This window comes from Desulfosporosinus shakirovi, from assembly GCF_020595055.1.
Classification (GTDB): Bacteria; Bacillota; Desulfitobacteriia; order Desulfitobacteriales; family Desulfitobacteriaceae; genus Desulfosporosinus; species Desulfosporosinus shakirovi.
Genome location: NZ_JAJDOO010000011.1, coordinates 128,017 through 152,723, shown reverse-complemented (window position 1 = coordinate 152,723; position 24,707 = coordinate 128,017). Strand labels below are relative to the sequence as shown.

The following is a 24,707-nucleotide window of genomic DNA, read 5'->3' as shown; positions in this document are numbered from 1 at the left end:
GGAGTAACCGATGGTTTTCCCTTTTTTAATTTTGCGAACTTAATTGTACTCTATCCATTTACAAAAGCTTTAATACTGCTTCATTAGAGTAAGAACGTCCTAATTAGCTCACAACTTATTCGAATCGAATGTACTTAATGCCGCCTGTATCCAAGATGTAGGCGGCATTTGAATTAGGCTCTGCTGAGAATTTTTAGATATGGTCAACTCAGGAACCGACCCCAATTTTAATAAGATTATTTTTTACATGAACTACGAAATCCTGAACATTAGTTACCAAAGTTGTTACCTCCAACGAACCACGGTCTCTAAGTTTATTTACTGCAAACTCGGCGATATCAATACAGTAAATAAATACCGGCCGGATCTCTCCGTTTCTTTGTGTGTAGGCAGGAGTCATATTTCCCGCTGCGATGGTATGAAGCTGAGTGGCTAAACAAATAAGTGTAGTAGCTTTACGGGTGTGCTTTCGCATCTCATCTTGAGCTTGATATACATCTGCGATAACGGGTGGGAGCGGACCATCGTCACGTATTGAGCCCGCAAGGACCAAGGGCACGTTATTTGTAATGGCAGAATAGACAACCCCGTCTTTAATGCCTTCCTTTTCTATGAGTGCTTTAATTGAACCAGCTTCCCGCGCTTTATTGATTAAGTCTAAATGGTGGTAATGAGCATTCGGGGGAGATTGTTGGTCATAGGTATTTTGGCCTAAAGCGGTTCCGAACAAAGCGGCTTCAAGGTCATGGGTTGCCATGGCATTTCCGGCAAGGATAGCATGAGCAAAACCATTAGATATTAAGCTGGACAGGGCTTGCCTTGAATCGTAGTCAAAGACAACGGCCGGACCTAGGACCCAGACAATATAGCCATTATCCTTCTCATAATTTAAGAGTTCATAGAGTTCGTTGTAATCTTTGGAATAAGCCGTTTCTCTAGAACGACCAGAACGAAATGAAAATAACTCCGAATCGGTGTCGTTCGAACTGAAACCCTTAGCATAAACAAAGATTCCCTCACGGCCATCTTCAGTTCGACCAACAATTACTTTATCTCTAATTTTTAGATTTCTAAATTCAACAACATGGATGGTTCCGTCTGATCCTAAGACTGGTACGCCATCCATTCGACTTTCCGTGGCTAAAATCCACTCGCCTTTAATTTTAAAGTACTCTGGATATATTGAGAGGCCATGATAGTGCTCTGGTGCCACCCCATCGATTTTAACCTCAACAATCTGGGCGTCTGGTGCAGATAGAAAAGGTTCTTGATCAAAATTTGGTTGCTTATATTTTGGTGTTTGAAATTTCATTTGCCACCCTCCTTACATAGTCCGACTTATTTTACCCAAATATGAAAAATAAAGTAAAAACACGTAAAAATATTTTGCCTAATATATTGAAAACTTGACAGGTGCCTGAGCTCGAAAAGAGCAAAGGGCCCGACTTCCATTGCCTCAAGAAAATATGCCCAGGTTAAAGGTGGCCTATTCACACCGCCTCCCTGTTTGTAAATAACTTGAAAAAATGGGACATTTTTAGGATGAGATTCTATACCTTTCATTCCGATATAGAAGTAGTGGAGTTCTTAAATCGTAAGATATCCGCCAAAAAGTAGGTTTAACAATTAAGGGAGGAAAAGAATGAAAAAGAAAATTGTCCTTGTATTCTTTTTAATTTGTCTCATGCTTTCTTTGCCTGCTACTGCTAAGGCATCACTTGGGGATGTTTTACTTAAGGTAGGTTCTAGAGGCCCGGATGTTGAGGAATTACAAACGAAACTTAATTATGTTGGCTTCAATGTTGGTAAGGCAGATGGTATCTTTGGAAATATGACCAAAGAGGGCGTCATGAATTTTCAAAGAGCAAACAGCCTGGCGGTCGATGGAAAAGTTGGTCCCATGACAGTAAAGTCACTAAATAAAGTCTACTTACAAAAACAGCCCCAAACTCAGAACAACGTTAATAGCATTCTGAGTACTGCAAAACAATATATAGGGGTTAGGTATCAATGGGGGGGGACCTCACCTTCAACTGGTTTTGACTGCTCGGGATTTGTTTACTATGTATTTAAGCAAAATGGAATTACGTTGCCGCGGGTTTCACGTGATCAATATACAGTAGGAACTAAGGTATCCTTCGAGAATCTTCAACCAGGTGATTTAGTGTTTTTCTCGTTTTCCGGAAATGGGGTTGTAGATCACGATGGAATTTATTTAGGTGGAGGACAATTTATTAATTCTTCTTCTTCTAAAGGAGTAACAATCTATACAATTGGACCGTACTGGAAATCCGTTTATGTAGGAGCCAGACGAGTAATTTGATCTCTGGAGTTTGTTGTATTTTTAATAACTCTGCAGGGATGCAATCCATTTTTTGTATGTAATTAACTGAAGAAGTTAAGGTTTTGGGGTGTCGAAAGGCACCCTTTTTTGATGTTCTTAATCAATTCCGAGAGGGGATGTAACGAAACTTGTTTTCCGGTTTATTATATCCCCACTCTATTTGTAATTCCCGTATATATTGGAGGACTGTTCACCACTTCAAAGGTGTACAGTCCTCTATTTTGGGATAACCCACCACCAGCTTGAAAAAATCTCAAGTTTCGTTACGGCCCCTTCCTTTGGGAGTCGTCAAAGCGGTGCTGAAATCATTCCTAACTGAGCCTTGGTTATAGAAATTAAATCGTTGGGACTGAGAAAGAGTTGAAGTCCGCGTAAACCAGCACTTACTGAGATTTTCTTTTGTTTAGTTACGGCTAAGTCAATAAAGACGGGATAGTTCCTTTTCATTCCGATGGGAGAAACACCGCCTCGTATATAACCAGTCAGAGGTTGAACTTCCTTTAATGAGACAATCTCAACCTTTTTATTCCCGCTAAGGGTTGCTAATCCTTTGAGATGAAGTTCGTGATTTCCTTGGATACAAGCCACGATGATACCTGTTTTATCGCCGCGGGCGACTAAAGTCTTGTATACTTGTTCAATACTTAAACCAACCTTTTGAGCAACGGTTACCGCAGATAAATCAGATTCATCGACAACGTATTCCTTTAATTCATAGGGTATTCTACCCTTATCCAGAATGCGAGCTGCGTTTGTTTTATGAGACATGTTTTCTGCTCCTTATGATGTAATTAAAAGGGTGCTTTTTAAAATCAATTTGACGAAGAGACCAATTCTTCTTTTCTTTTAAGAAGGATATCCTTATAATAGAAGTTATAATCTTGCGAGCTTGTAAATTTGTATAATTAATTTTCTTTTGCAAGTTCAAGTGTTGAGGGGAGGTTGTATCAACTTTGAAAGAATTAAAGGTTCTCGTATTTTCCGCGTCGTTCGGAAACGGGCATTTGCGGGCAGCTGAAGCTGTTATCGAAGGAATACGAATTCAGGAACCTTCTGCAATAATTATGCATCTCGATTTTGGAGATTTTTTGAGTAAACCGATTAATACGATGATCAAAAATATCTATGGTGAAATTATAAACCATATTCCAAAACTTTGGGGACGTTTTTATTATAAAACATCTATGGTTCAGCCCCGTTCACTAAGCCAACGTTTTTTAAATAAATTGGGAAGAAAAGAATTTCTTAGATATATTAATGTGTTTAAACCGGATTTTGTCATATGTACTTATCCCACCGTTTCTTCAGTTTTGGCCCAACTAAGATATGAAAAGGTACTGAAGGTTCCGGTGGTTACGATAATCACAGACTATACGGTTCACAGTCATTGGGTTCATCCAAGTGTCGATAGATATATAGTTGCTTGCACAGAGGTTAAAGATAGTTTAATAGAGTGGGGGATTGAAGGATCTCGTATTCATGTGACGGGTATACCTGTAAGCCCAAAATTTGAAGATCAAACAGATCGCGAGTACATACTTTCCCAGTTAGGGCTAAAGTCAAATCTCCCTACCTTTTTAGTGATGGGAGGATCATATGGAGTTTTAAAAAGTGCAAATAGAATCTGCAAAAAGCTTGCAGATTCTAAGGTTCCAGTCCAAGCTATTATCGTTTGCGGGAAAAATGAAAAGCTGTATCACTCTTTAAAAGAGCTGATTATTCAGGCCCGTAACCCTATACTAAGGTTAGAATATGTTCATAATGTGGAAGAATTGATGTCAGTTTCTGATCTGATTATTACAAAAGCAGGCGGTTTAACGGTTTCTGAGGCGCTTACCAAGCACTTGCCGCTTGTTATCTATAAGCCGATACCCGGCCAAGAAGAAGAAAATGCACATTATGTGCAAAAAATAGGTGCGGGAATAGTCGCTCATACCGAAGCGGAATTGGGACAGCTTATAAACCATTTTCTAATGAATCCAGGGGAAATCGAGAAAATGCGGGAAAAGGCAGCGGTTGCCTTACCGGGTCATTCCACTGAACATGCTGTGGAAGAGATGCTTCAATTAGTTAATAAAAGAATGCTTGCCTAGCCCCCAAGCACACAGGGCCAGACAGTCACTTGAAATACTGACATTATCTTATAGCGAGAAGAGACCGCTGGACAAGACTCGAACAGGACGTTTGAGATTAGAGCACCGCCATGGATGGCAAGTTGTCGTGAAGGCCGAGTGTCCCTGCAGCCCTGAGACACTGTCTTCGCACGGATTAGCCTTCTTGAGGACGGCAAAAGGGACCGTGCAAAACAGACTTAAAAAATGGAAGCGAAAATTGAGTCAATCAGTTTTTACTTCCACTTTTTTGCGTGATTCTAGAACCCTCTCCAATACTCTGGGCGAAGGCGCTCCGTGGTTTGATTCTTTATGACGCTGTCAAGAGTCTGCAAAAGATCATTCCGGTCTTCAGGAAGTGTAGCCCGCAACGGCAAGTAGTTTGAAGCATGATTACTCCGAAAGACACAATGGGATACGTTAAGAGCTTCGAGCAGAGTTCGAAGCTCTGTTAAAGATTCGAAGGGGCTGAGTTGTTGAAAGGTGCCTTCTTTGATGGCTTTAGCCAGAGGTGCTTCGAGATCTAACATTAAAGTTAACGCCCCCAAATATTGGGGATCGATCTCGCTGATAACACGTGCTGTATCTACAGCATGCTCGTGTGAGAGGGCTTTTCCACCCAAGCCAATAATAACGGTGCAAGATAGAGTTAAACCGCTTGCCTTAACCTTTTGTCCAGCTGCGATCATCTGATCGGCAGTGACACCTTTACAAACGGATTTCAAAATGCCGTCATTGCCACTTTCAACACCTAAATAGACAATGTTAAGTCCATGAGCTTTTAAATCGGCTAATTCTTCGGGGCTCTTGGCGAGAATGTCTTTGGGACCTCCGTAAATTCCGACTCTCTGGAGATGTGGAAACTTTTTATAAAGTTGATCTAGAATCTCAATCAGCAATAATGTATCAACTGCGATCGCATCTCCATCTGCCAAGAAGATTCGTCCAGCGTCTGAATCTTGGGCATGTGCCATGGAAATAATATCGTTGATTTCTTCACGAGATTTGATCCGAAAGGATTTATCCTTATACATGGTACAAAATGTACAGGCGTTATGCTGACATCCAACAGTGATCTGTAAAATGATGCTTTTGGCCTCACTCGGCGGACGGTAAATCTTCCCTTCGTAAAACATGTTACCATCTCCCAACACTTTTTGTATTTGAATCTTTGTTCTACAAGGGTACGGTAAGTACCTGCATGAAATAGCAAATAAATTTAATAGTAAAAATACAAATACAGTATCATAGAGATGCCGAAAAGGAGAATTATAGTATTGACATATGATCTAATTGATCATATAATGATGTCAAGAAGAACAAAACTCTTTAAATGGCTGAATAAATTAATAATTAACATGAGTAGGTGAGATGATGAATTTAAAGCATTTACAAGCAATTCGCAATGTGTTGAATGATTTAGAACCCAAGCAGAAAGCACTTCCTTATCTGGAATTAGATTCTATGATGCTTGCACAGGTTGTTGAAGTTGCTAAGAGGGTAAGTCAGAACGATATTAATCCTACACATGTGCAGAACTGGGTCAGACGTAAGTATCTTCCCAATCCCTTAAAAAGGAAATATAATCGGGAACAAGTTGCCAACGTTCTGCTTTTGAATGATTTACGGGATATACTGTCATTAGAAGAGGTTTCTCATTTGTTAGGCTATGTCAATGAAAGCCTTTTAGATACGTCGGATGACCGAATTAATCCTACCAAGCTTTATCGATACTATAGTGAAATTTTTGATTGTTCTCAGCTGGATTGGGAAAGATCATTGCATGGCTTAGAAAAAGACGTCGAAGAAACACTTGCTGAAGAAGAGATGCCTGAGGAAGACCGGGAAAAGGTTGTTACCACGCTGGTTATTCTAAATTTATTGGCGAGAGCCAATTTATATAAACAAATTGCTAAGCGTTGGTTAAGCAGTTTAGAGACATAGAAAAAATAAAGTAAGAGAAGAGTACGCTTAGCATAGAAAAAGGAGGAGAGGGCAGTGTCGCAGGGTATTATTATAACGCTGATTCTGATAGGAATTGCTCTGTTGGCTGTCGAGGTGTTCGTCATTCCCGGCTTTGGAGTTAGTGGAATTCTTGGAATGGCATCCTTAATTACTGGAATCTTTTTGGTAACAGATTCGTTGTTAGAAGGTTTATTGTTCACAGTTGGAGCGCTAACTGTCTTGGGAATTATAATTTATTTGAGTTTTCGGTTACCCAGGACTAGGCGCTTATGGAAGAGATTCTCGTTAAGCACACGCCAAACAGCTAAGGAGGGGTATGTTGCCCCAAAACCTCAGTATGAATTGTATCTGGGGCAAGTAGGAATATCTATTACTCAGTTACGCCCGGCTGGGACAGGTAGTTTTGATGGCGTAAAATTAGACGTGGTTACGGAAGGAGGGTTTATAGGACTCGGGACCGCAATTAAAATAATTGGAGTTGAGGGTACCCGAATTATTGTCAGGGAAGAAAAAAAATAAGAATTATAAGGAGGTGGAGCTCGGTTTCGACCGGGCAATGAATGAACCCATTATATTTAACACTTGCTCTGTTTTTCCTTGGTTTTGTAGTCTTAAGCGTAATTCTCACCTTTATCCCTGTTGGACTCTGGATATCGGCATTAGCGGCAGGGGTTAACGTCGGGATTTTCAACTTAATAGGAATGCGTTTGCGACGAGTAGTTCCGTCGAAAATCGTCAACCCGTTAATCAAAGGGCATAAAGCAGGCTTGCCGATTACGACAGATCAACTTGAAGCTCACTATTTGGCAGGTGGGAATGTCGATAGGGTAGTGAATGCCTTGATTGCTGCTGAACGTGCGGCTATTCCCCTTCTTTTTGAACGGGCGGCTGCCATTGATTTAGCAGGGCGGGATGTTCTTCAAGCTGTACAGATGTCTGTTAACCCAAAAGTGATTGAGACTCCTGTTGTATCTGCTGTGGCGCAAAACGGTATTGAGCTTAGAGTTAAAGCTAAGGTAACAGTACGCGCCAATATTGACCGACTTGTCGGAGGTGCTGGTGAAGAAACAATTATTGCTCGAGTTGGAGAAGGAATTGTGACGAGCATTGGTTCATCTGAGTCGCATAAAGCCGTCTTAGAAAAACCGGAATTGATTTCTCAAACAGTGTTAGCTAAAGGTCTGGACGCAGGAACGGCATTTGAAATCTTATCCATTGATATGGCGGATGTTGATGTCGGTAAAAATATCGGAGCTCAGCTCCAGATGGATCAGGCCGAAGCTGATAAGCGTATCGCCCAAGCTAAGGCAGAGGAACGGCGTGCGATGGCGGTTGCCAGAGAACAAGAAATGAGAGCATCTGTTGAAGAGATGAGAGCCAAGGTTGTTGAAGCAGAGTCTGAAGTTCCAAGAGCTATGGCCCAGGCTCTCAGAGAAGGTAAACTAGGGGTTATGGATTATTACAACATGCAAAATATCATATCGGACACCCAGATGAGAGGAAACATTGCCCAGACAGGAAAATGCGAATCAGGCAATGATAGCACAACGAAGAAGTAGGTGAAATCATGTCGTCCTTCACGGTTGTAATTATCATTTGGGTAATATATCAGTTAGGCGTCTCTCTTTTGAAGAAGAGTAAGCAACAACAAACATCGGGAAATTTCTCTGACCGATTTAAATTACCCGATGGTCGAACAATAAGAGAGGCTTTGCAGGACCCGCCCCAAGTATCATGGCGGGAGCAGATGCAAAAAACGTTAACGAATAGTTCTCGCCAAGAGAGGACTGTTCAAGCAGAGCCTTTGGAATCTCAACTGAGGGGCTCCATAGAGAACTTTGTTCAAATGGAGGGAACTCAAGGGGTCGAAGGAACTCAGGGGGTTGAGGGGACTCAAGGAATCGAAGGAACCAGTGCCTACCAAGGACGGGACAGAGCGGAAACAAATCGTGATGCAGAGAGAGAGCGCAGTGAGAGTATACCCAGAGGAACTCAAGTAATGAATGGTCTCAGTTTTTCTGTCGCAGAAAAGGAACTCGTTCAAGGAGTTGTTTGGGCAGAAATCCTGGGGAAACCAAGAGCATTGCAACCTTTTAGAGGCCCTCGTTCTTAAAGAAACGATAATCTCCACTGATCCAGCCACGGGTTAAAACCCTGTGGCTATTTATATTGTAAACGTAAATATGATTTTCCAAAGAGACTATTAATCTAATTTGCTCAATAATTAGGGTAATGTTGGATAATTTCTTGGAACTTTGCCACACTAAAGACTAATAAACAAAGTGAGGTGAGGGTATGAAATTACACATTAGACCTTGGGGGATGGTTATCACCATCGGATTATTACTTAGCATAGCTCTGTCTGGGTTTGCCTATGCAGCTTTAGGGGATCGTTTACTAGGCAGAGGGAGTAAAGGGTCTGAAGTAACTGAGTTGCAAAAGAAATTGGTCCAGTTAGGTTATACTGTTGGAACAGTTGACGGAAAGTACGGATCAAAAACAGAAGATGCTATTCGGCGCTTTCAAAAGGAACATGGGCTAAGAGTAGATGGATTGGCCGGAACTCAAACGATCAAGGAATTAAAGCGCCTTACAGGGCAAAGCACAAATGCTTCAGGAAAGGCTGTGGGGTATAAAAATATCGACACAAACCTTTTAGCTCGCGCCGTGAGCGCGGAGGCACGGGGGGAACCTTACATCGGACAAGTCGCTGTGGCTGCCGTGATCTTGAATAGGATTAAGGATCCTGCGTTCCCGAAAACAGTTGCGGATATTATCTATCAGCCCAGAGCCTTTTCCAGTGTTGATGATGGGCAGATTAATTTAACGCCTTCGGCTTCTTCAATTCGTGCTGCTCAAGAAGCGATAAGTGGGTCAGACCCTTCCGGCGGAGCAGTCTTCTTTTTTAATCCGGCGAAAACATCCAATAAATATATATGGTCACGCCCACAGATTAAGCAAATCGGTAACCATATGTTTACGAAGTAGGGGGACAACATGCACAGAAAATTTTGGATTGGTGCTTTAGGGTTAGCCTTGTTAATCTCACTGGGCTGGGGCTGGAATGAATACCGTCTGGCGGGGGAATATCGTATTGCTGCAGAAAATAATAACCGCCGAGCCTTAAACGATTTTGCGAGTCATCTCGATCAGGTGGAAACAGATATGGCTAAAGGAAATGTGGCCAGTAATCCGGCTCAAAAGATTCTCTACTTAAGCCAAGTTTCAAGTAAAAGTGATGCAGCACTTAAAGACTTCGCACAAATTCCGGCTCAGCAAACGGGGCTTAGTTATGTCGGTCAATTTTTAACACAGTCCGGTGACTTCACTAGAACCTTGGCTCAGAGAATTGCTGGGGGAGGAACAATTTCGGCAGAAGAAGAAAAGACTCTTAGCGATATGCATGAACGCCTTATGCCGGTTAATCAACAGGTTCAGGATTTAATTCTTAGAATGGACACGGAAAAGTTAGTTTGGACAGACCCAGATCCATCGTTAAGGCAACGGCTTGGTTTAGGCACTCAAGTTGCAGAAGCAGCTGCAGATGGATCAGAAGCTCCTTCAAAATCCGTACGCTCTGGCTTAGATCAGTTAGATGCGAGTCTACAGAAGCTTCCACCGTTTTCGTATACAGGAGAGTACGCCACTCGGGTTGTTGAAAAGCCCTTGGGCCTCCCGGCGGGGGATGTTACACGAGATCAATCCCTTGAAAGGGCACGGGAATTCTTGAACAAAGCAGGCTATGCTGATGCTTCTCCAGAATTTGCAGGGGAATCTCAGGGGCCACTTGGTGGTTATATTTGGAATTTCAAAGAATCTTATTTGGAAGTTAGCCGTCAAGGCGGTGTTATTACTCTCTACCGTGATCAACGCTCAATTGAGCCCAAGACCCTGAGTATAGAAGAAGCCTCAAATAAAGCTAAGGCAATTTTACAGTCATTAGGCTGGCAACTTGCGATAACGTCAAGTGAAGAATTCGGCTCTTATGTTCAATTTGATGCCGTTGTGGAAAAAGACGGGGTAAGGATTTACCCAGACAAGGTGCGCTTAATGATCGCTTTGGATAACGGTCAGCTTGTCGGATTTGACGCTTCGCCATTTTATGCGTTCCATCACGAACGGATTTTTCCAACGAAACTAACAATGGAACAAGCAGTACGCAAATTACGTCCGAATTTTCAGGTTCTGGAGAGTCGCTTAGCCGTAATTGCTAAGAGCGGAAACCAAGAAGTTTATTGTTATGAGTTTCGAGGTCGATACCAGGGGGAAGAGTATCTTATATACATGAATGCTTCTAACGGTGCAGAAGAGAAGATCCAACGAATTATTAAGACCCCACGAGGGGAATATCTTAAGTAACAATTTTATTTTAAAAATAAGCGAGAGGGAAACTTCCCTCTCGCTCTTGAATATGATGGAATTAATTTTCTAAATAAGGAAAAAGGATTTTTATAAGTTAACGAGAATAGGCACTTATGCACTTATAGGTTATAATTCATTAGTATCTTGCAGATTATTGGATTTCAGGTTAAGTGGCTGCAAAATTGGTTATCCTAATAGCTCCCCACTTCCATCAGAAAGGAGCAATTCTATTGCAAATAAATGCAACTATCCAAATTAACGGTAACCAGAAGTATCCGGAGGGGCATGAGGATCAACAGGAATTGCTCACTGTTGGGAAGTTTTATGAACGAAACGGGGTTTTCTATGTAGTATATAAGGAAGCTGGAAGTGGTGCTGAGGATCTTGGTGAAGTGACAACATTTATAACGATTAAAGAAGAGTCAGTGGTGATAAATCGAAAAGGCGCGATCGATCTTACGCAGGAATTTAGAAAGGGTGTACTTAACAACAGTATTTACACCACTTGTTACGGTAAAATATGGCTAAGTGTTATGCCTAACAAAGTAGAGTATGACTTGACAGTCCAAGGGGGACGTATTAGTCTAGAATATGACCTTTTTGTCGATGATAAATTGGTGAGTCACAATGGTCTGTTGGTGAACGTAAAGGAGGATATCCCCTGATGAGTCTCTACGAGAATATAAAGACAAAGATTACAAGCCAGTTGCTAGAAGCCGCAAATAAGGCGAAATTGGCAGGAGAGTTGAATTTTGAGGAATTGCCAAGTTTTGTTTTAGAAGAACCGAGGGAAAGGCAACGCGGAGATTTGGCAACCAATCTGGCAATGGTCTTAGCCAAACAAGCGAAACGCTCACCCCGTGATATAGCTGTTGCACTCATAAAACACTTAGAAACGAGCGGAACATGGATCGAATCCTCAGAAATTGCCGGGGCTGGTTTTATTAACTTTCGCTTAAACCCCGTGTGGCTTACAGGCGTTATTGGCGAGGTGTTAAAAGCTGGTGATAATTACGGTCAAGTAGATATCGGAAAGGGTCAAAAGATCCAAGTTGAGTTTGTGAGTGCCAATCCCACAGGGTTGCTTCATATGGGTAATGCCCGAGGTGCGGCATTAGGAGACAGTTTGGCTTCGTTATTATCAAAGGCGGGTTATGAAGTTACTCGTGAGTTCTATATTAATGATGCCGGGAATCAAATACATAATTTTGGATTGTCGCTGGAATCTAGGTATTTGCAACTACTTGGTCAAGATGTCCCTTTTCCAGAAGGCGGATATCATGGAGAGGACTTGGTTGATACTGTAAAAGGTTTAATTGCCAAAGTTGGGGATAAGTATCTATCAGTTGAACAAGGGTTAAGGCGAGAATTTTTGGTGCGGTATGCCTTAGATGAAAAAATGCGTAATATTCGAGAAACACTGGAGGATTTTGGTGTCGAATATGATGTTTGGTTTAACGAACAATCTTTGCACGATTCTGGAGCTGTTCGTTCTACAATGGAAGAACTCGAAAAAAAAGGGTACATCTACGAAAAAGAGGGTGCCCATTGGCTCAGGTCTACTCAATTTGGGGATGAAAAAGACGAGGTAGTAATCAGGAGTAATGGATCCCCCACCTATTTTGCGGCTGATATTGCCTATCATCGCAACAAGTTTGACCGTGGATTTAATAAAGTTATCAATATTTGGGGAGCTGACCATCATGGTCACGTCGCTCGAATGAAGGGCGCGATGTCGGCCTTAGGATATGAGGCGGATAATCTTCAAATTATTTTAATGCAACTCGTGCGTCTTATACAAAACGGTGAAGTAGTAAAAATGTCTAAACGGTCAGGTCAATATATTACTTTGCGTGAATTGATGGATGAAGTGGGAAAAGATGCCGCGCGTTTCTTCTTTAATCTGCGGGATCCGGATTCCACAGTGGAATTTGATATGGATTTAGCCCGAGCACAGTCATCTGATAATCCGGTTTACTATGTACAGTATGCGCATGCTCGTTTATGCAGTATATTACGGCAATCCGAGGAACTGGGTGATCTGGGCACTCCACCCACTGAAGATGACTTGTTAAGACTTGACAGTACTGAGGAGCGGGATTTGCTCAAGAAGATGGCAGATTTGCCGAGCGAGATCATTGTCGCCGCACGACTTATGGAACCTCATCGCTTAGCTCGTTATGTGCTTGATTTAGCGGGGCTCTTTCATACCTTCTATAACAGTCAGCGCGTACTAGTTGAAGATGATGGTTTGCGAAGGGCTCGATTGAACTTAGTTCGAGCCGTAAAACAAATTGTTGGAAACGTATTGGCTATATTAGGCGTATCAGCCCCAGAAAGAATGTAAATTTATTATGTTTAAAGTTTCGATAAGCAGGAAATATTTAGGGGTGGGCCGAATATAGTGATATTCAAAACGACGAAGGGCGGTGGAGTTTTTTGACCCACTCTTTAAGTAAAAAAGATAAGCCGACGGAAGCAGATATAGCTTATGAGGTTTTAAAAGCTCAGGGTAATCCCATGCATTATCAAAACTTAATCGAAGAAGTACTTCGACGTTTAGGGATTTCTCAGGAGGCTATACGGATTGCAGCGGCACTCACTCAGATTAATCTGGATACCAGATTCACATTTATTGGGCGAGGTGAATGGGGTCTTAAGGTTTGGGAACCTGCGAAAATGCCTCGTCGTTCGCCTGCGGTCGCTTTGATGAACAGAGCGTCTTTGGATGAAGATGACAAGTTAGATACAGAAGAATTAGAGGAAGATCCCTTAGATGAAGACAGTTCGGAAAGCGAAGACGTATTTGATGAAACCGATGAAGGGCAACGCGGAGAAAAGTGGTAGTTCACAATCGCAGAAAAGAAAGTTCACTCGGATGCTAAATGTTTAGCACATTTGCGGCGAATTTAATGAAGCTCAGTCGATGATCAAGACCCCTTCATCATTTATGAGAGGGGGTCTTGTTTTTAAGCGATAGGTAATTCAGGGAACCACTTTTTTGGTGTCAGATGTCCTTTATCTTGACATCCTTTATAAGTCTAGCTAAAATAGAACAGGAAGATAAAAGAAAACTTAGCTCACGTGTTGAAGTCGTTTGTCTTGGTTGCACCCTTACACAAAGCATAGTCTTTTCTGACCGAAAAAATAAAGCTAGTGCGGCTCTCGGACTAGCTTTATTTATGTGTTTTGTTGCAGAAGATAGTCTGGTAAGGAATATATCTTCTGCTTGAGAAATAGAGGAACTTGTTTACATTTAAAGGTCTGAAAGGAAATGGTAAAGCGCATGACAAAATTTATTTTCGTAACAGGCGGAGTAGTGTCTTCCCTTGGCAAAGGAATCGCGGCCGCGTCCCTTGGTTGTCTCCTGAAAAATAGGGGGTTTAAAGTTGCAATACAAAAGTTTGATCCCTATATTAATATTGATCCTGGGACAATGAGCCCATATCAACACGGTGAAGTGTTTGTTACGGATGACGGGGCAGAGACAGATTTGGATTTAGGCCACTATGAGCGCTTTATTGATGTGCCGGTTTCAAAAAACAGTAATGTTACAACAGGGAAGGTTTATTGGTCGGTTATCCGAAAGGAACGTAAGGGGGATTATTTGGGCGGGACGGTTCAAGTTATTCCACATATTACTAATGAAATCAAAGAACGGGTCTATCGGGTTGCTAGGGAGAGCCATCCTGACTTCGTGATCACAGAAATTGGCGGGACCGTTGGGGATATTGAATCTTTGCCTTTCCTAGAAGCAATTCGGCAAATGAAAAACGATATCGGGCGAGAGAATGTTATCTACATTCATGTTACTTTAGTCCCTTATTTAGCTATGTCTGGCGAGTTGAAAACAAAGCCAACTCAGCACTCTGTTAAAGAGTTACGAGGAATTGGCATTCAACCGTCGATTATTGTTTGTCGAACAGAAAAAGCCCTTGCCAAAGAGATGAAGGAAAAGTTAGCTTTGTTATGTGACGTAGATTTAGAAGCTGTTGTTCAGTGCTTGGATGCGTCGACGATTTATGAAGTTCCTCTTATGCTCCAAGCAGAAGGTTTTGACGATATTGTTCTGCGTTGTGCCGGAATGGAAGCTCCTCCAGCTGATATGACCGAATGGAAAAACATGGTGGATAAAATCAAATCCCCGACACGTGAAATAGAGATTGCCATTGTGGGCAAATATGTTGCACTTCCCGATGCCTATCTAAGTGTGGCAGAAGCCCTGAGGTCTGCAGGGACTGAGCATGGAGCTAAAATAAAGGTGCGTTGGATTGATTCAGAAAACATCGAGGAAGAATCCGCTGAGAAGTATTTAGATGGTGTCGATGGAATCCTTGTCCCAGGAGGTTTTGGAAACCGCGGGATTGAAGGGAAAATCGAAGCGATTCGATATGCGAGAGAGCAAAAAATCCCTTTTCTGGGGATTTGCTTAGGTATGCAAACTGCTATTATAGAAATTGCTCGTAATCTTTGCGGCATGGAACGAGCTAACAGTACAGAATTTGATGCAGATACACCCTACCCAGTTATTGACATTCTCCCCGAGCAAAAAGACATCGAAGACAAAGGCGGAACTATGCGCTTAGGTATTTCTCCAGCAAAGTTGGTGGAGGGCAGTAAAGCATATCAGGCTTATCAAGATCAAGTAGTATATGAACGCCATCGTCATCGTTATGAGGTTAATAACCAGTTCCGAGCGGAGTTAGAGAAGGTAGGTTTAAGGTTCTCCGGAACCTCCCTGGATGGTCGTTTGGTTGAGATTTCTGAGTACTTAGATCATCCTTGGTTTGTAGCTTCCCAGTTCCATCCTGAGTTTAAGTCTCGACCAAACAGGGCCCATCCTCTATTTAGGGAGTTTATTAGGGCGACTTTGAAGTAAGAGGACTTGTGGGACACAGCGCTCAGTGCCTAAGACGCAGAGCAAACTAACCGTTAAAGCTCTTGGCTTTGGGGGGCGGGGTTCATCCTTCGGCGATAATCTCCACTGGAGACTATCGTGCCAGATGAGTCGGCAGAGTGCGCAAGGCCGTCCATGGCGTACCCTGCACAAGGCACGTCCTGTGACGTCGTCTGACGACCATGGATGGGTCTAGTGCCCCTGTAGCCGCGGACGGCGAGAAGGGGCTCGTGGCTCAATAACGGCAGGGGACTTGTACACTGCCCAGCATTGGGGGTTGCTTTAACGGAAGGTTGATTTTTTATGCTTACGTGGGAATTAGAATGGGGCAATGAACAATGGCAGTATTGAAAGTTCGATGTGCATATATTGAAATCATAATTTGACTTAGGAGAGTTCTGCTAAACCCTAGATTAAGGGTCTGGCACGAACTCTTCCTGTGTACTAAGCCAATAAAGTATAATTTATCGTTATTACTTTCTAGAAGGTCCCTTCTTGCCATTTATGGCAGTGCTATTAACCTCGAACGTCTTGTGCAAGTCATGGCAAGCGAATAAGTCAACTAAGGCTGCTGCCTTCGCCAGTGGTTTGGTGACGGCCAAGCTATTGATAATATTGAGTTACTGATTAGAGGAGTAAAACCATGGAAAGAATGGTGAGAGGAAGGGGACTGAACCGATGACCTATGTTGCTAGGTGGATCGATAAAAATGAACATACACGCTTTAATGAGTTTTTAGCTAAACATTCGAAGGGGCATGTACTCCAGTCTTGGGAGTGGGGAGAGATTAAGAGCAGGACGGGATGGGTGCCCTGGAGACTGGTTGTTGAAGAGGGCAGTGAAATTGTGGCGGCGGTCTCTATTCTTGAGCGGAAGATTCCCGTTGTAGGAATCCCTATCTTTTATGCTTCTCGTGGACCGGTGGTTGACTGGAAGAACGTCGAGTTGTTTGATTTGGTTTTGGCTGAGATTCGTAAGTTAGCAAAATCGCGTGGCGCGATTTTCCTCAAGGTTGATCCTGATTTGCCGTCTTCTGAAAAGGAATTGGAACAGTATTTGCTTTCCAGAGGATTTAGATCTGCTGAGAGTGGCAAGGGTTTTGAAGGGGTTCAGCCTAAGTATGTGTTTCGTCTGGATATTTCACCGGATGAGGAAACTCTTCTCAGTAATATGCAACAAAAAACACGGTACAATATTCGTCTGGCCCAGAAGAAAGGGGTACATATTCGAAAAGGGACGCGCGATGATTTACCGGACTTTTATCGTGTTCTTAAAGAAACTACCGAACGGGACCGCTTCTTAGTGCGGGCTTATTCCTATTTTGAAGACCTTTATGATTCTTTAGTGCCAGTAGGCTTAGGAGAATTGTTTATTGCTGAATATGAAGGGAATATCATATCTGGTACTTTGGCATTTGTTATTGGAAATAAAGCCTGGTATATATATGGAGCTTCGTCTAATGCTCATCGAAATGTTATGCCTAACTACTTAATTCAGTGGGAGATGATTCGCTGGGCAAAGTCGTTGGGGTGTACGCTTTATGATTTCCGAGGGGTCCCTGGACACTTGACGGAAGATAATCCGCTTTATGGACTTTATCGCTTTAAGAAGGGGTTTAACGGGGAGTACACTGAGTTTATTGGAGAATGGGATCTAGTGTATCGCCCAGTTACCTATTTTCTCTGGAATCATTTAGAACCGCTGTATTCTGATGTTATAAAGGGATTAATATCAAAGTTACGGCGAGTGCGGAGGAGATAACGCCATGGCTGGAACCTGGATAGAAGTGGACTTGGATGCCATAGTAAGCAATTATCAAGAAATAATTACGCACCTCCATCCCGAATCGAAATGTATGGCAGTTGTAAAAGCGGATGCCTATGGTTTGGGCGCGGTTCAAGTAGCTCTTGCCTTGGAGCGAGTTGGATGTGAAGCGTTTGCGGTTACCAAGGTTGAAGAGGGCTTAATGTTGCGTAAGCATGGGATAAAGGGACTAATTTTAGTGTTAGGTCCAACCACACAGGAGGAATGGACGGAGGCTGTTGGAGCTCGATTGCAACTGACGCTTACCGAATTGTCCTCAATTGCCAAGTTGAATGAAGTTTGTGAAGACTTGAACCAGCATGTATCAGTCCAGCTCAAATTGGAGACAGGCATGGGGAGAACGGGATTTTGGCTATCTGAGCTGGATGAGCTCTCTAGGAACTTGGCGAGTGCTCCTCAGCTTAAGGTTGTTGGGGTATATACTCATTTTGCTCGAGCAGCCCAAAGGGACAAACGCTATACATTAGAGCAATATGAACAGTTTACGCTCCTCACAGCTCGTCTTGAGGAATTGGGGATTCATCCAGTTTGGAAACACGTCTGCAATAGTGCTGCTTTTCTGGATTATCCTGAATGGCATCTTGACTTTGTCCGTATCGGGACACTATTGATTGGGCATTATCCCGGACAGGGTTTTAGCGGGAAAATAGTATTAAGAGACCCTTGGGTTGCTAAAAGTCGGATTGTTCATCTGCGCCAAGTACCAAAAGGAACGTATGTCGGGTATCAAAGCATCTATCGTACGAAGTCCGTTACCCAGCTCGCCGTGATCCCAGCAGGGTATGCAGATGGATTAGGTTTAGCTCCCCACTTTGTTCCACAAGGATGGATCGATTTCCTTAAGATAATTATTAAAAATTTTGCGGCTTTGATAGGTGTTTTTCTTAGCCAAGAGCGAGTAGAATTAAAGGGGCGGACTGTCCGTGTTGCCGGAAAGATTGGTATGCAGCTTACAGTAATTGATGTGGGTATGCAGGACTGCGCGTTAGGAGATGAGGTTAGGATTCCGTTGCGCAGGACAGTAGCGAATCCCAGGATACATAGGAAATATAAACAAGATGGACGAATTTTGTCAGAACGAATTATGGAAGAAGGAGTTTCATCAACGTATACAGAATATTCATTTTAGATTAGATAAAGGAAAGGGATGTGGGGAGTGGCTAAGATTCTTATAGTAGATGACCAACTTGGTGTGCGTCGCCTACTCTTTGAGACCTTCCGAGGGGATCAACATGAGGTTGAAATGGCTGCAGACGGAGAAGAAGCCGTTGAGATGCTTAAAACATTCAAGCCTAATCTTATATTGATGGACATGAAGATGCCGGGAATGAACGGTATTGAAACTTTAAGCCAAATTCGTGCTTTAGACCGTCAAGTTGGCGTGATTATGATGACTGCCTATGGTGATGCTCAAAATATGGAGCAAGCTAAGGAGCTTGGAATTCTTCATTACTTGGGTAAGCCTTTTGATTTATTTGAATTGAGAGAACGCGTAAGAAATATATTAGCTGAGGTATAGTCTTAAGTAGTGGTTCCCGCCAACTGACATTTTCTACAGTACGTATCTCGTGGCGAATGCCCAGGACTTCGGCGTCCTTGGCCTTCGTTGTGGTTTTGGGGCTACCTTAGTTTTCTTTAACGGAAGGCAGGAAAATCTTCTTCCATGACGAAGTATAAGCTGTAGGAAGAGGTGGGAATTATGATTCTAACGACAAATACGACTATTGCTATACAATGCTCCCAATGTGGGGAGCTAGAATTCTATGCCCTCTCTCTCTTTGCATTTTCTAGTCAAGGACGCAAGAATCTGCATTGTGGTTGTGGCTGTCAACTGATGTCGCTAACCAGCAGGAACCGACGACAGTTCAACATCGCTTACGCTTGTGCTTACTGTGGGGAGACCCATTATTTGAGATTGAACAACCATGCAATTTGGGGGAAAGAAGCGTTACCGCTCGCTTGCCCTGATGTAGGGGCTTCAGTTGGGTATATCGGACCTAAGCAAAAAGTCACCCAGGCCTGTCGTGAGCGTGAAAAATCCATTGGGGAATTAGCCTTAGAGTTAGGGTATGAGGAAGAGTTCGAGAATCCTGAAGTAATGCTTTGGGTTTTGGATTATCTTCATCGTCTGGCTAGGCAAGGGGATTTAGGGTGTGCTTGTGGAAATCATAAGTTAACGTTTGAATTATTGCCGGATCGTGTAGAGCTTTATTGTGAATGCTGTGAAGCAGTGGGGGTTATTTACGCGGACAGTTCAGATAATATTCGTCAAATTGAAGGAATAAAATCTGTTTATTTAGAAGAGAATAAGACTTGGCTTATCAATAGTCCGTTACGTGGCCAACATGTTTCACGTACAATAGAGGAGGAGAAGAAATGGCGTTAGTATCGATGGTCGAGTTATTAAATCGAGCACAAAAAGGGCATTATGCAGTAGGTGCTTTTAACTGTAATAATATGGAGATTGTGCAGGCGATAGTGGCTGCAGCTGAGGCTGAAAATGCACCAGTAATCATCCAGGCAAGTCAAGGTGCAATAAAATACGCGGGAATTGAGTACATTACAACCTTAACTAAATTAGCTGCCGAAAAGGCAAACGTACCAATTGCCTTGCACTTAGACCATGGGACAAGTTTTGCACAGGTAATGCAGTGTGCACGTAATGGTTTTTCTTCTGTCATGATTGATGGGTCTAAGCATCTTCTTGAAGATAATATTGCATTAACCAACAAAGTGATTGAAGCTGTTCGGCCTTTAGGTATTTCGGTAGAAGCAGAATTGGGTAAAATCGGTGGGACCGAAGATGATATTACGGTCAGCGAGCGAGAGGCGTTGTTTACAGAACCGGCAGAAGCGGAGTATTTTATTCAAGCAACGCAAGTGGATGCCTTGGCAATTGCAATCGGAACAGCTCACGGTCAATACAAAGGGGTTCCGAAACTTGATTTTGAACGGCTGACAAAAATTCGGGAACGAGTTTCTACTCCGCTAGTCTTACATGGTTCATCAGGGGTACCTGAGGAAGCGCTTCGAGAGGCGATTTCACGAGGTATCTGTAAAGTTAACATTGATACTAATATTCGTGAAGCCTTTGTCTTGGCTGCTCGACATGTACTTGAAGCAGATTCTAAAGAAATTGACCCGCGAAAAATGTTGGGTCCGGCTCGCGAAGCCGCAACTGCAATAATCCGCGAAAAAATCCGGATTTTTGGGAGCACCGGTAAGGCATAAAGGAAACATGCTCAGTTGAAGTTATCAGGCGTGACCGAGTGTCTCTGGACGCTGATTTTTCCTTTTAAGATGTGAGAGTGTTAGTGGCGGTTAGCCAATAGGGATACACTTTTTAGAAAGAAGGTAGCTGAATGCAGTTTTTTTTAGACTCTGCAAATATTGAAGAAATTAAGCAAGCCTGGAATATGGGAGTTATAGGAGGACTGACGACAAACCCCAGTTTAGTCGCTAAAGAAGGAAAAGACTTTCATGAACTTCTTAATACGGTGGTTGGGATCGTTGACGGCCCTATCAGTGCAGAAGTAATAGCTCTTGATCATGAAGGGATGTTGCAGGAAGCAAATGTCTTGGCTGCTATTCATCCAAACATTGTAGTGAAGATTCCAATGACTGAAGAGGGGCTTAAAACCGTAAAGGTATTAAGCAGCAAGGGAATTAAAACAAATGTTACACTCGTGTTTACGGCAAACCAAGCGTTACTGGCAGCCCGGGCAGGTGCCGCATATGTAAGCCCTTTTCTTGGTAGGCTAGATGACATTGGTGAAAATGGATTGGATTTATTAGCAAATATCTGCGAGATTTATCAGGCTCATGGAATTACAACCAAAACTATTGCTGCCAGCATTCGAAATCCCGTTCATGTAACTGAATCAGCTAAAATAGGAGCGGATTTTGCAACAGTTCCTTTTGGAGTCTTGAGACAGCTATTCCGTCATCCCTTGACAGATGCGGGGATTGAAAAATTCTTGGCGGATTGGAAAAAGCGATAGAAATAGGAATATTAGGGCCATTTATGCCCTTTCCTTAATATAAATTGGCATTGGCCTGTCTGCACACAGATAAGTTGATGCCAACTTTTATGCGTTTAATAGGATTTTATATATTAATCGTTGTTGAAAAACCTCTAAAAGCATGTCACAATAAGGTGATAGATTTAAAATGTGCTATATAATTATTATAATTATAGTTTTATAAGCAGAGGTTAAGCATTTAAGGGGGAATTGAAATTGGAGAGAGAACTTACAATGGAATTTGCTAGAGTGACTGAGGCTGCGGCCTTAGCTTCGGCGCGTTGGGTTGGGCTAGGGAATAAGGATGCAGCGGATAATGCGGCGGTTGAAGCTATGCGGGCCGTTTTTGATACTATTCACATGGATGGTACAGTGGTAATCGGCGAAGGGGAGATGGATGAGGCTCCAATGCTATACATTGGAGAACGAGTGGGAAACGGTGACAAACCCCAATTGGACGTTGCTGTCGATCCTCTTGAAGGAACAAATATTGTTGCCAAAGGAATGGCTGGGGCGATAGCTGTTGTTGCAATAGCTAAGAAGGGATGCCTCCTGCATGCTCCGGATATGTATATGGATAAAATTGCCGTAGGTCCGGCAGCTGTTGGGCGGATTAACTTAGATGCTACAGTAGCCGAGAACGTCTCAAATGTAGCAAAAGCGTTAGGGAAAAGCATGGAGGATATAACGGTCGTGATTCTAGATCGCCCAAGACATCAAAAGCTGATTCAGGATGTGCGCGCTTGTGGGGCAAGGATTCGTCTTATTACTGACGGAGATGTTTCCCCAGCTGTGGCCTGTGCCTTTGAAGACACTGGCGTGGATATGATGATGGGAATAGGCGGAGCGCCTGAAGGGGTTCTCGCGGCCGCAGCCCTTCGATGTATTGGAGGAGAAATGCAAGGGCGTCTTTGGCCGGAAAATGAGGAAGATGTAGCCAGAGCGAAAGCCTTAGGAATTGATGATGTCAGTAAGTTGTTGACAATGGATGACTTAGTAAGCGGGGATGATGTTTTTTTTGCTGCCACTGGAATTACCGAAGGTCCCTTGGTGCGAGGGGTTACCTTTACAGCTAAAGGGGCATTAACACATACTGTGGTGGCTCGAGGAAAGACCGGGACGGTTAGATTCATTGAAGCACGTCACAGCTTCGATAAAAAACCTCGCTATGCCATGAAAGGTTGTTAATTATAGAGGGACGTTAAAATTAGGAACGCGATCCTTGACCGCTTAATGATCTTTATGCTAGAATAGTAAGAGTTGACTGGAATTGTATTTTAAGGTGCGACAAAAGAGCGCCTCGATCCAAATGGGAAAGAAGGTGAAGACATGAAAGAAAAAATTCACCCAAAATATGAACAAACCACTGTTACATGTGCTTGTGGAGAAGTTATCCCAACAGGGAGCACAAGAATGAACATTAAAGTGGAAATTTGTTCAAAATGCCATCCCTTCTATACCGGGGTACAGCGGTTTGTCGATGCTGGCGGACGGGTTGATCGGTTTAAAAAGAAATATGGGATGTAAACAACGGCCTGCGGTCGTTGCTGGTGGAAAAGCAGAGCGCAAGCTCTGCTTTTTGCGTAATGTTCGAAGTGAGGCAGGATATTTTTATCATTAATCTTAAACATTGAACCTCGCGCATCTCGCCTCGATATAATAGAGGAGGAGGTAGGATGAGCAGACCAACCCTTTTCCGTCAATCGTTCACTGGGAAATGAAGAAATACCATGGTGCAGATTATAAAGCAATATTCACCTATGAAGCAGGGCAAGATCTTACTGTAGATAATGCGCGCGTCCATTCCCTAGGTTGCATCTGCGATCCGCGGTATGGGACGTGTTTTCTCCCTGTTGTCGTTGTTGTGAGAATTTTTATATTTGCTTTTGTCGGGTTGTATCCTTTGTGGTAGCGGTTACGTGGCTTATTGTTTCAATTAGAAGTAGCCCGGCGGCCTTAAAGGGCGGATTTGATTCAGGTCAAGAAACGTACGTAATTTTTTGAGGTGTAAAAAATGTTAGAAAAACTTTATGAAATTGAACGGAAATATGACGAATTCACAGAACTTCTCAGCGATCCGGAAATAATTTCCAATCAGAGCGAATGGCAAAAATATGCTAAGGCCCAGGCGGGGATGACGAATCTTGTTACAACGTTTAGGGAATATCAAGAAGTGATTCGTGAACTAGAGGAGACCGAAACGTTGCTTCGAGAAAAACTGGACTCTGATATGCAGGAGATGGCTGAGCAGGAACGAGAAAAACTCTTAAGCCAATCTCAGGAACTTGAAGAGCAAATTCGAATTCTTCTCTTGCCCAAAGATCCTTTGGATGAGAAAAACGTTATTATGGAGATTCGAGCAGGAGCCGGCGGGGATGAAGCTGCCTTATTTGCAGGCGATCTTCATCGGATGTATACCCGCTATGCGGAAGGGCAGGGCTGGAAAGTAGAGGTTCTTAGTGTTAGTTACTCTGATGCAGGGGGATATAAGGAGATCATTTTCCTTATTGAAGGACATGGAGCCTACAGTAAATTAAAGTTTGAAAGTGGCGTACATCGCGTTCAAAGGATACCGGCTACAGAATCGGCAGGCAGGATTCATACGTCTACAGCTACAGTAGCGGTCCTTCCCGAAGCAGAAGAAGTGGAAGTCTCTATTAATCCGAATGATTTACGTATTGATGTCTATTGTTCGAGTGGACCGGGCGGGCAGTGTGTAAATACTACTCAATCGGCGGTACGTGTTACGCATCTCCCTACTGGAATTATTGCGTCTTGCCAGGATGAAAAATCCCAGCTGAAGAACAAAGAAAAGGCTTTGCGAGTCTTGCGTGCTCGAATTTTAGAGAAAGCTCAAGAAGAAGCGAGTGGAGAACAGGCGTCTGAACGTCGAAGTCAGGTAGGTACAGGGGATCGGAGTGAGCGAATTCGAACGTTTAATTTCCCGCAGGGACGAGTGACGGACCATCGGATTAACTTGACCCTGCATCGCCTAGAGACGATCCTGACGGGAGATTTGGAGGAGATCATTCAAGCTCTGAACTCATCAGACCAAGCGGAAAGGTTAAAAGCAGAGATTCAATAAAGGAACCTGGGCTTAAATAATATGTAGTGTTATTTAAGGTTTTGGAGAACTTATTTTTCGGGCGTTATATGTGTAAAGTAGAGATTCGAACCACGAA

At 43.0% G+C, this 24,707-nt stretch carries 25 protein-coding genes; 22 read left to right on the top strand and 3 right to left on the bottom strand.

Annotated features, from left to right (window positions below; all coding sequences use genetic code 11):
• Positions 1–208 precede the first annotated feature (208 nt).
• Positions 209–1,312 (bottom strand): ornithine cyclodeaminase family domain, encoded by a 1,104-nt coding sequence (locus tag LJE72_RS12080; protein ID WP_229247812.1) that lies wholly within the window; start codon positions 1,310–1,312, stop codon positions 209–211.
• A gap of 330 nt (positions 1,313–1,642) precedes the next feature.
• Between LJE72_RS12080 and LJE72_RS12075 the strand changes: the two genes are divergently transcribed.
• Complete coding sequence (locus tag LJE72_RS12075; protein WP_229247811.1) at positions 1,643–2,323, top strand: C40 family peptidase; 681 nt, start codon at positions 1,643–1,645, stop codon at positions 2,321–2,323.
• Positions 2,324–2,632: 309 nt separating this feature from the next.
• Here the strand turns inward: LJE72_RS12075 and ybaK are convergent, their stop codons facing one another.
• Positions 2,633–3,112 carry a Cys-tRNA(Pro) deacylase gene (gene ybaK / locus LJE72_RS12070; protein ID WP_229247810.1) on the bottom strand — a complete coding sequence of 160 codons (480 nt, stop codon included), beginning with the start codon at positions 3,110–3,112 and terminating at the stop codon, positions 2,633–2,635.
• A 185-nt stretch (positions 3,113–3,297) separates the two neighbouring features.
• On the opposite strand from ybaK, the gene LJE72_RS12065 reads away from it, so the two are divergent.
• Complete coding sequence (locus LJE72_RS12065) at positions 3,298–4,437, top strand: MGDG synthase family glycosyltransferase (RefSeq protein WP_229247809.1); 1,140 nt, start codon at positions 3,298–3,300, stop codon at positions 4,435–4,437.
• Between the two features lie 278 nt (positions 4,438–4,715).
• On the opposite strand, the gene LJE72_RS12060 is transcribed toward LJE72_RS12065, so the two are convergent.
• Positions 4,716–5,591 carry a radical SAM protein gene (locus LJE72_RS12060; protein WP_229247808.1) on the bottom strand — a complete coding sequence of 292 codons (876 nt, stop codon included), beginning with the start codon at positions 5,589–5,591 and terminating at the stop codon, positions 4,716–4,718.
• Positions 5,592–5,829: 238 nt separating this feature from the next.
• Between LJE72_RS12060 and LJE72_RS12055 the strand changes: the two genes are divergently transcribed.
• The 20 genes from LJE72_RS12055 to prfA all read left to right on the top strand — a co-directional run bounded on the left by LJE72_RS12055 (position 5,830) and on the right by prfA (position 24,610).
• Positions 5,830–6,399 carry a DUF1836 domain-containing protein gene (locus LJE72_RS12055; RefSeq protein WP_229247821.1) on the top strand — a complete coding sequence of 190 codons (570 nt, stop codon included), beginning with the start codon at positions 5,830–5,832 and terminating at the stop codon, positions 6,397–6,399.
• Between the two features lie 54 nt (positions 6,400–6,453).
• Positions 6,454–6,939 (top strand): NfeD family protein, encoded by a 486-nt coding sequence (locus LJE72_RS12050; protein WP_229247807.1) that lies wholly within the window; start codon positions 6,454–6,456, stop codon positions 6,937–6,939.
• Positions 6,940–6,980: 41 nt separating this feature from the next.
• Positions 6,981–7,979, top strand: coding sequence for a flotillin-like protein FloA (gene floA / locus LJE72_RS12045; RefSeq protein WP_229247806.1), 999 nt, complete (start codon positions 6,981–6,983; stop codon positions 7,977–7,979).
• 68 nt (positions 7,980–8,047) lie between these two features.
• Positions 8,048–8,533: a hypothetical protein gene (locus LJE72_RS12040; RefSeq protein ID WP_229247805.1), complete on the top strand. Its 486-nt coding sequence runs from the start codon at positions 8,048–8,050 to the stop codon at positions 8,531–8,533.
• Between the two features lie 182 nt (positions 8,534–8,715).
• Positions 8,716–9,408: a spore cortex-lytic enzyme gene (gene sleB, locus LJE72_RS12035; RefSeq protein WP_229247804.1), complete on the top strand. Its 693-nt coding sequence runs from the start codon at positions 8,716–8,718 to the stop codon at positions 9,406–9,408.
• Positions 9,409–9,417: 9 nt separating this feature from the next.
• Positions 9,418–10,779 carry a PepSY1/2 domain-containing protein gene (locus tag LJE72_RS12030; protein WP_229247803.1) on the top strand — a complete coding sequence of 454 codons (1,362 nt, stop codon included), beginning with the start codon at positions 9,418–9,420 and terminating at the stop codon, positions 10,777–10,779.
• 233 nt (positions 10,780–11,012) lie between these two features.
• Complete coding sequence (locus LJE72_RS12025; RefSeq protein WP_229247802.1) at positions 11,013–11,447, top strand: DUF1934 domain-containing protein; 435 nt, start codon at positions 11,013–11,015, stop codon at positions 11,445–11,447.
• Positions 11,447–13,129 carry an arginine--tRNA ligase gene (argS, locus tag LJE72_RS12020; RefSeq protein ID WP_229247801.1) on the top strand — a complete coding sequence of 561 codons (1,683 nt, stop codon included), beginning with the start codon at positions 11,447–11,449 and terminating at the stop codon, positions 13,127–13,129. Before LJE72_RS12025 ends, argS begins: the two co-directional genes overlap by 1 nt.
• Before the next feature lie 92 nt (positions 13,130–13,221).
• A complete protein-coding gene (rpoE, locus tag LJE72_RS12015; RefSeq protein WP_229247800.1) occupies positions 13,222–13,629 on the top strand; it encodes a DNA-directed RNA polymerase subunit delta in 408 nt (135 codons plus the stop codon).
• A 439-nt stretch (positions 13,630–14,068) separates the two neighbouring features.
• Positions 14,069–15,661 carry a CTP synthase gene (locus LJE72_RS12010; RefSeq protein ID WP_229247799.1) on the top strand — a complete coding sequence of 531 codons (1,593 nt, stop codon included), beginning with the start codon at positions 14,069–14,071 and terminating at the stop codon, positions 15,659–15,661.
• Between the two features lie 696 nt (positions 15,662–16,357).
• Complete coding sequence (locus LJE72_RS12005) at positions 16,358–17,440, top strand: lipid II:glycine glycyltransferase FemX (RefSeq protein ID WP_229247798.1); 1,083 nt, start codon at positions 16,358–16,360, stop codon at positions 17,438–17,440.
• Between the two features lie 4 nt (positions 17,441–17,444).
• Positions 17,445–18,632, top strand: a complete 1,188-nt coding sequence (alr, locus tag LJE72_RS12000) for an alanine racemase (RefSeq protein ID WP_229247797.1) — start codon at positions 17,445–17,447, stop codon at positions 18,630–18,632.
• A gap of 18 nt (positions 18,633–18,650) precedes the next feature.
• Positions 18,651–19,022: a response regulator gene (locus tag LJE72_RS11995; protein WP_229247796.1), complete on the top strand. Its 372-nt coding sequence runs from the start codon at positions 18,651–18,653 to the stop codon at positions 19,020–19,022.
• Between the two features lie 180 nt (positions 19,023–19,202).
• Positions 19,203–19,889 carry a hypothetical protein gene (locus LJE72_RS11990; protein WP_229247795.1) on the top strand — a complete coding sequence of 229 codons (687 nt, stop codon included), beginning with the start codon at positions 19,203–19,205 and terminating at the stop codon, positions 19,887–19,889.
• Entirely contained in the window at positions 19,880–20,734 is an 855-nt protein-coding gene (locus LJE72_RS11985) for a class II fructose-1,6-bisphosphate aldolase (protein ID WP_229247794.1), read from the top strand. Before LJE72_RS11990 ends, LJE72_RS11985 begins: the two co-directional genes overlap by 10 nt.
• 131 nt (positions 20,735–20,865) lie before the next feature.
• The gene (gene fsa / locus LJE72_RS11980) at positions 20,866–21,504 is read left to right on the top strand and encodes a fructose-6-phosphate aldolase (RefSeq protein WP_229247793.1); all 639 of its coding nucleotides are present in this window, start codon (positions 20,866–20,868) and stop codon (positions 21,502–21,504) included.
• A gap of 237 nt (positions 21,505–21,741) precedes the next feature.
• Complete coding sequence (gene glpX / locus LJE72_RS11975; protein WP_073027486.1) at positions 21,742–22,713, top strand: class II fructose-bisphosphatase; 972 nt, start codon at positions 21,742–21,744, stop codon at positions 22,711–22,713.
• Positions 22,714–22,854: 141 nt separating this feature from the next.
• Positions 22,855–23,052, top strand: coding sequence for a 50S ribosomal protein L31 (gene rpmE, locus LJE72_RS11970; RefSeq protein ID WP_073027488.1), 198 nt, complete (start codon positions 22,855–22,857; stop codon positions 23,050–23,052).
• Positions 23,053–23,242: 190 nt separating this feature from the next.
• Positions 23,243–23,437, top strand: coding sequence for a DUF1385 domain-containing protein (locus tag LJE72_RS11965; RefSeq protein ID WP_229247792.1), 195 nt, complete (start codon positions 23,243–23,245; stop codon positions 23,435–23,437).
• A gap of 102 nt (positions 23,438–23,539) precedes the next feature.
• A complete protein-coding gene (gene prfA, locus LJE72_RS11960; RefSeq protein WP_229247791.1) occupies positions 23,540–24,610 on the top strand; it encodes a peptide chain release factor 1 in 1,071 nt (356 codons plus the stop codon).
• Positions 24,611–24,707 lie beyond the last annotated feature (97 nt).

Bases quoted from the DNA above. Each gene is read 5' to 3' on its own strand.
- ybaK (WP_229247810.1), bottom strand. From the start codon at position 3,112: ATGTCTCATAAAACAAACGCAGCTCGCATTCTGGATAAGGGTAGAATA.
- fsa (WP_229247793.1), top strand. From the start codon at position 20,866: ATGCAGTTTTTTTTAGACTCTGCAAATATTGAAGAAATTAAGCAAGCC.
- LJE72_RS12030 (WP_229247803.1), top strand. From the start codon at position 9,418: ATGCACAGAAAATTTTGGATTGGTGCTTTAGGGTTAGCCTTGTTAATC.
- floA (WP_229247806.1), top strand. From the start codon at position 6,981: ATGAACCCATTATATTTAACACTTGCTCTGTTTTTCCTTGGTTTTGTA.
- alr (WP_229247797.1), top strand. From the start codon at position 17,445: ATGGCTGGAACCTGGATAGAAGTGGACTTGGATGCCATAGTAAGCAAT.
- argS (WP_229247801.1), top strand. From the start codon at position 11,447: ATGAGTCTCTACGAGAATATAAAGACAAAGATTACAAGCCAGTTGCTA.
- sleB (WP_229247804.1), top strand. From the start codon at position 8,716: ATGAAATTACACATTAGACCTTGGGGGATGGTTATCACCATCGGATTA.
- LJE72_RS11965 (WP_229247792.1), top strand. From the start codon at position 23,243: ATGAAGAAATACCATGGTGCAGATTATAAAGCAATATTCACCTATGAA.
- LJE72_RS12055 (WP_229247821.1), top strand. From the start codon at position 5,830: ATGAATTTAAAGCATTTACAAGCAATTCGCAATGTGTTGAATGATTTA.
- LJE72_RS11985 (WP_229247794.1), top strand. From the start codon at position 19,880: ATGGCGTTAGTATCGATGGTCGAGTTATTAAATCGAGCACAAAAAGGG.
- LJE72_RS11995 (WP_229247796.1), top strand. From the start codon at position 18,651: ATGTGGGGAGTGGCTAAGATTCTTATAGTAGATGACCAACTTGGTGTG.
- LJE72_RS11990 (WP_229247795.1), top strand. From the start codon at position 19,203: ATGATTCTAACGACAAATACGACTATTGCTATACAATGCTCCCAATGT.
- LJE72_RS12010 (WP_229247799.1), top strand. From the start codon at position 14,069: ATGACAAAATTTATTTTCGTAACAGGCGGAGTAGTGTCTTCCCTTGGC.
- LJE72_RS12005 (WP_229247798.1), top strand. From the start codon at position 16,358: ATGACCTATGTTGCTAGGTGGATCGATAAAAATGAACATACACGCTTT.
- LJE72_RS12080 (WP_229247812.1), bottom strand. From the start codon at position 1,312: ATGAAATTTCAAACACCAAAATATAAGCAACCAAATTTTGATCAAGAA.
- LJE72_RS12060 (WP_229247808.1), bottom strand. From the start codon at position 5,591: ATGTTTTACGAAGGGAAGATTTACCGTCCGCCGAGTGAGGCCAAAAGC.
- prfA (WP_229247791.1), top strand. From the start codon at position 23,540: ATGTTAGAAAAACTTTATGAAATTGAACGGAAATATGACGAATTCACA.
- LJE72_RS12075 (WP_229247811.1), top strand. From the start codon at position 1,643: ATGAAAAAGAAAATTGTCCTTGTATTCTTTTTAATTTGTCTCATGCTT.
- rpmE (WP_073027488.1), top strand. From the start codon at position 22,855: ATGAAAGAAAAAATTCACCCAAAATATGAACAAACCACTGTTACATGT.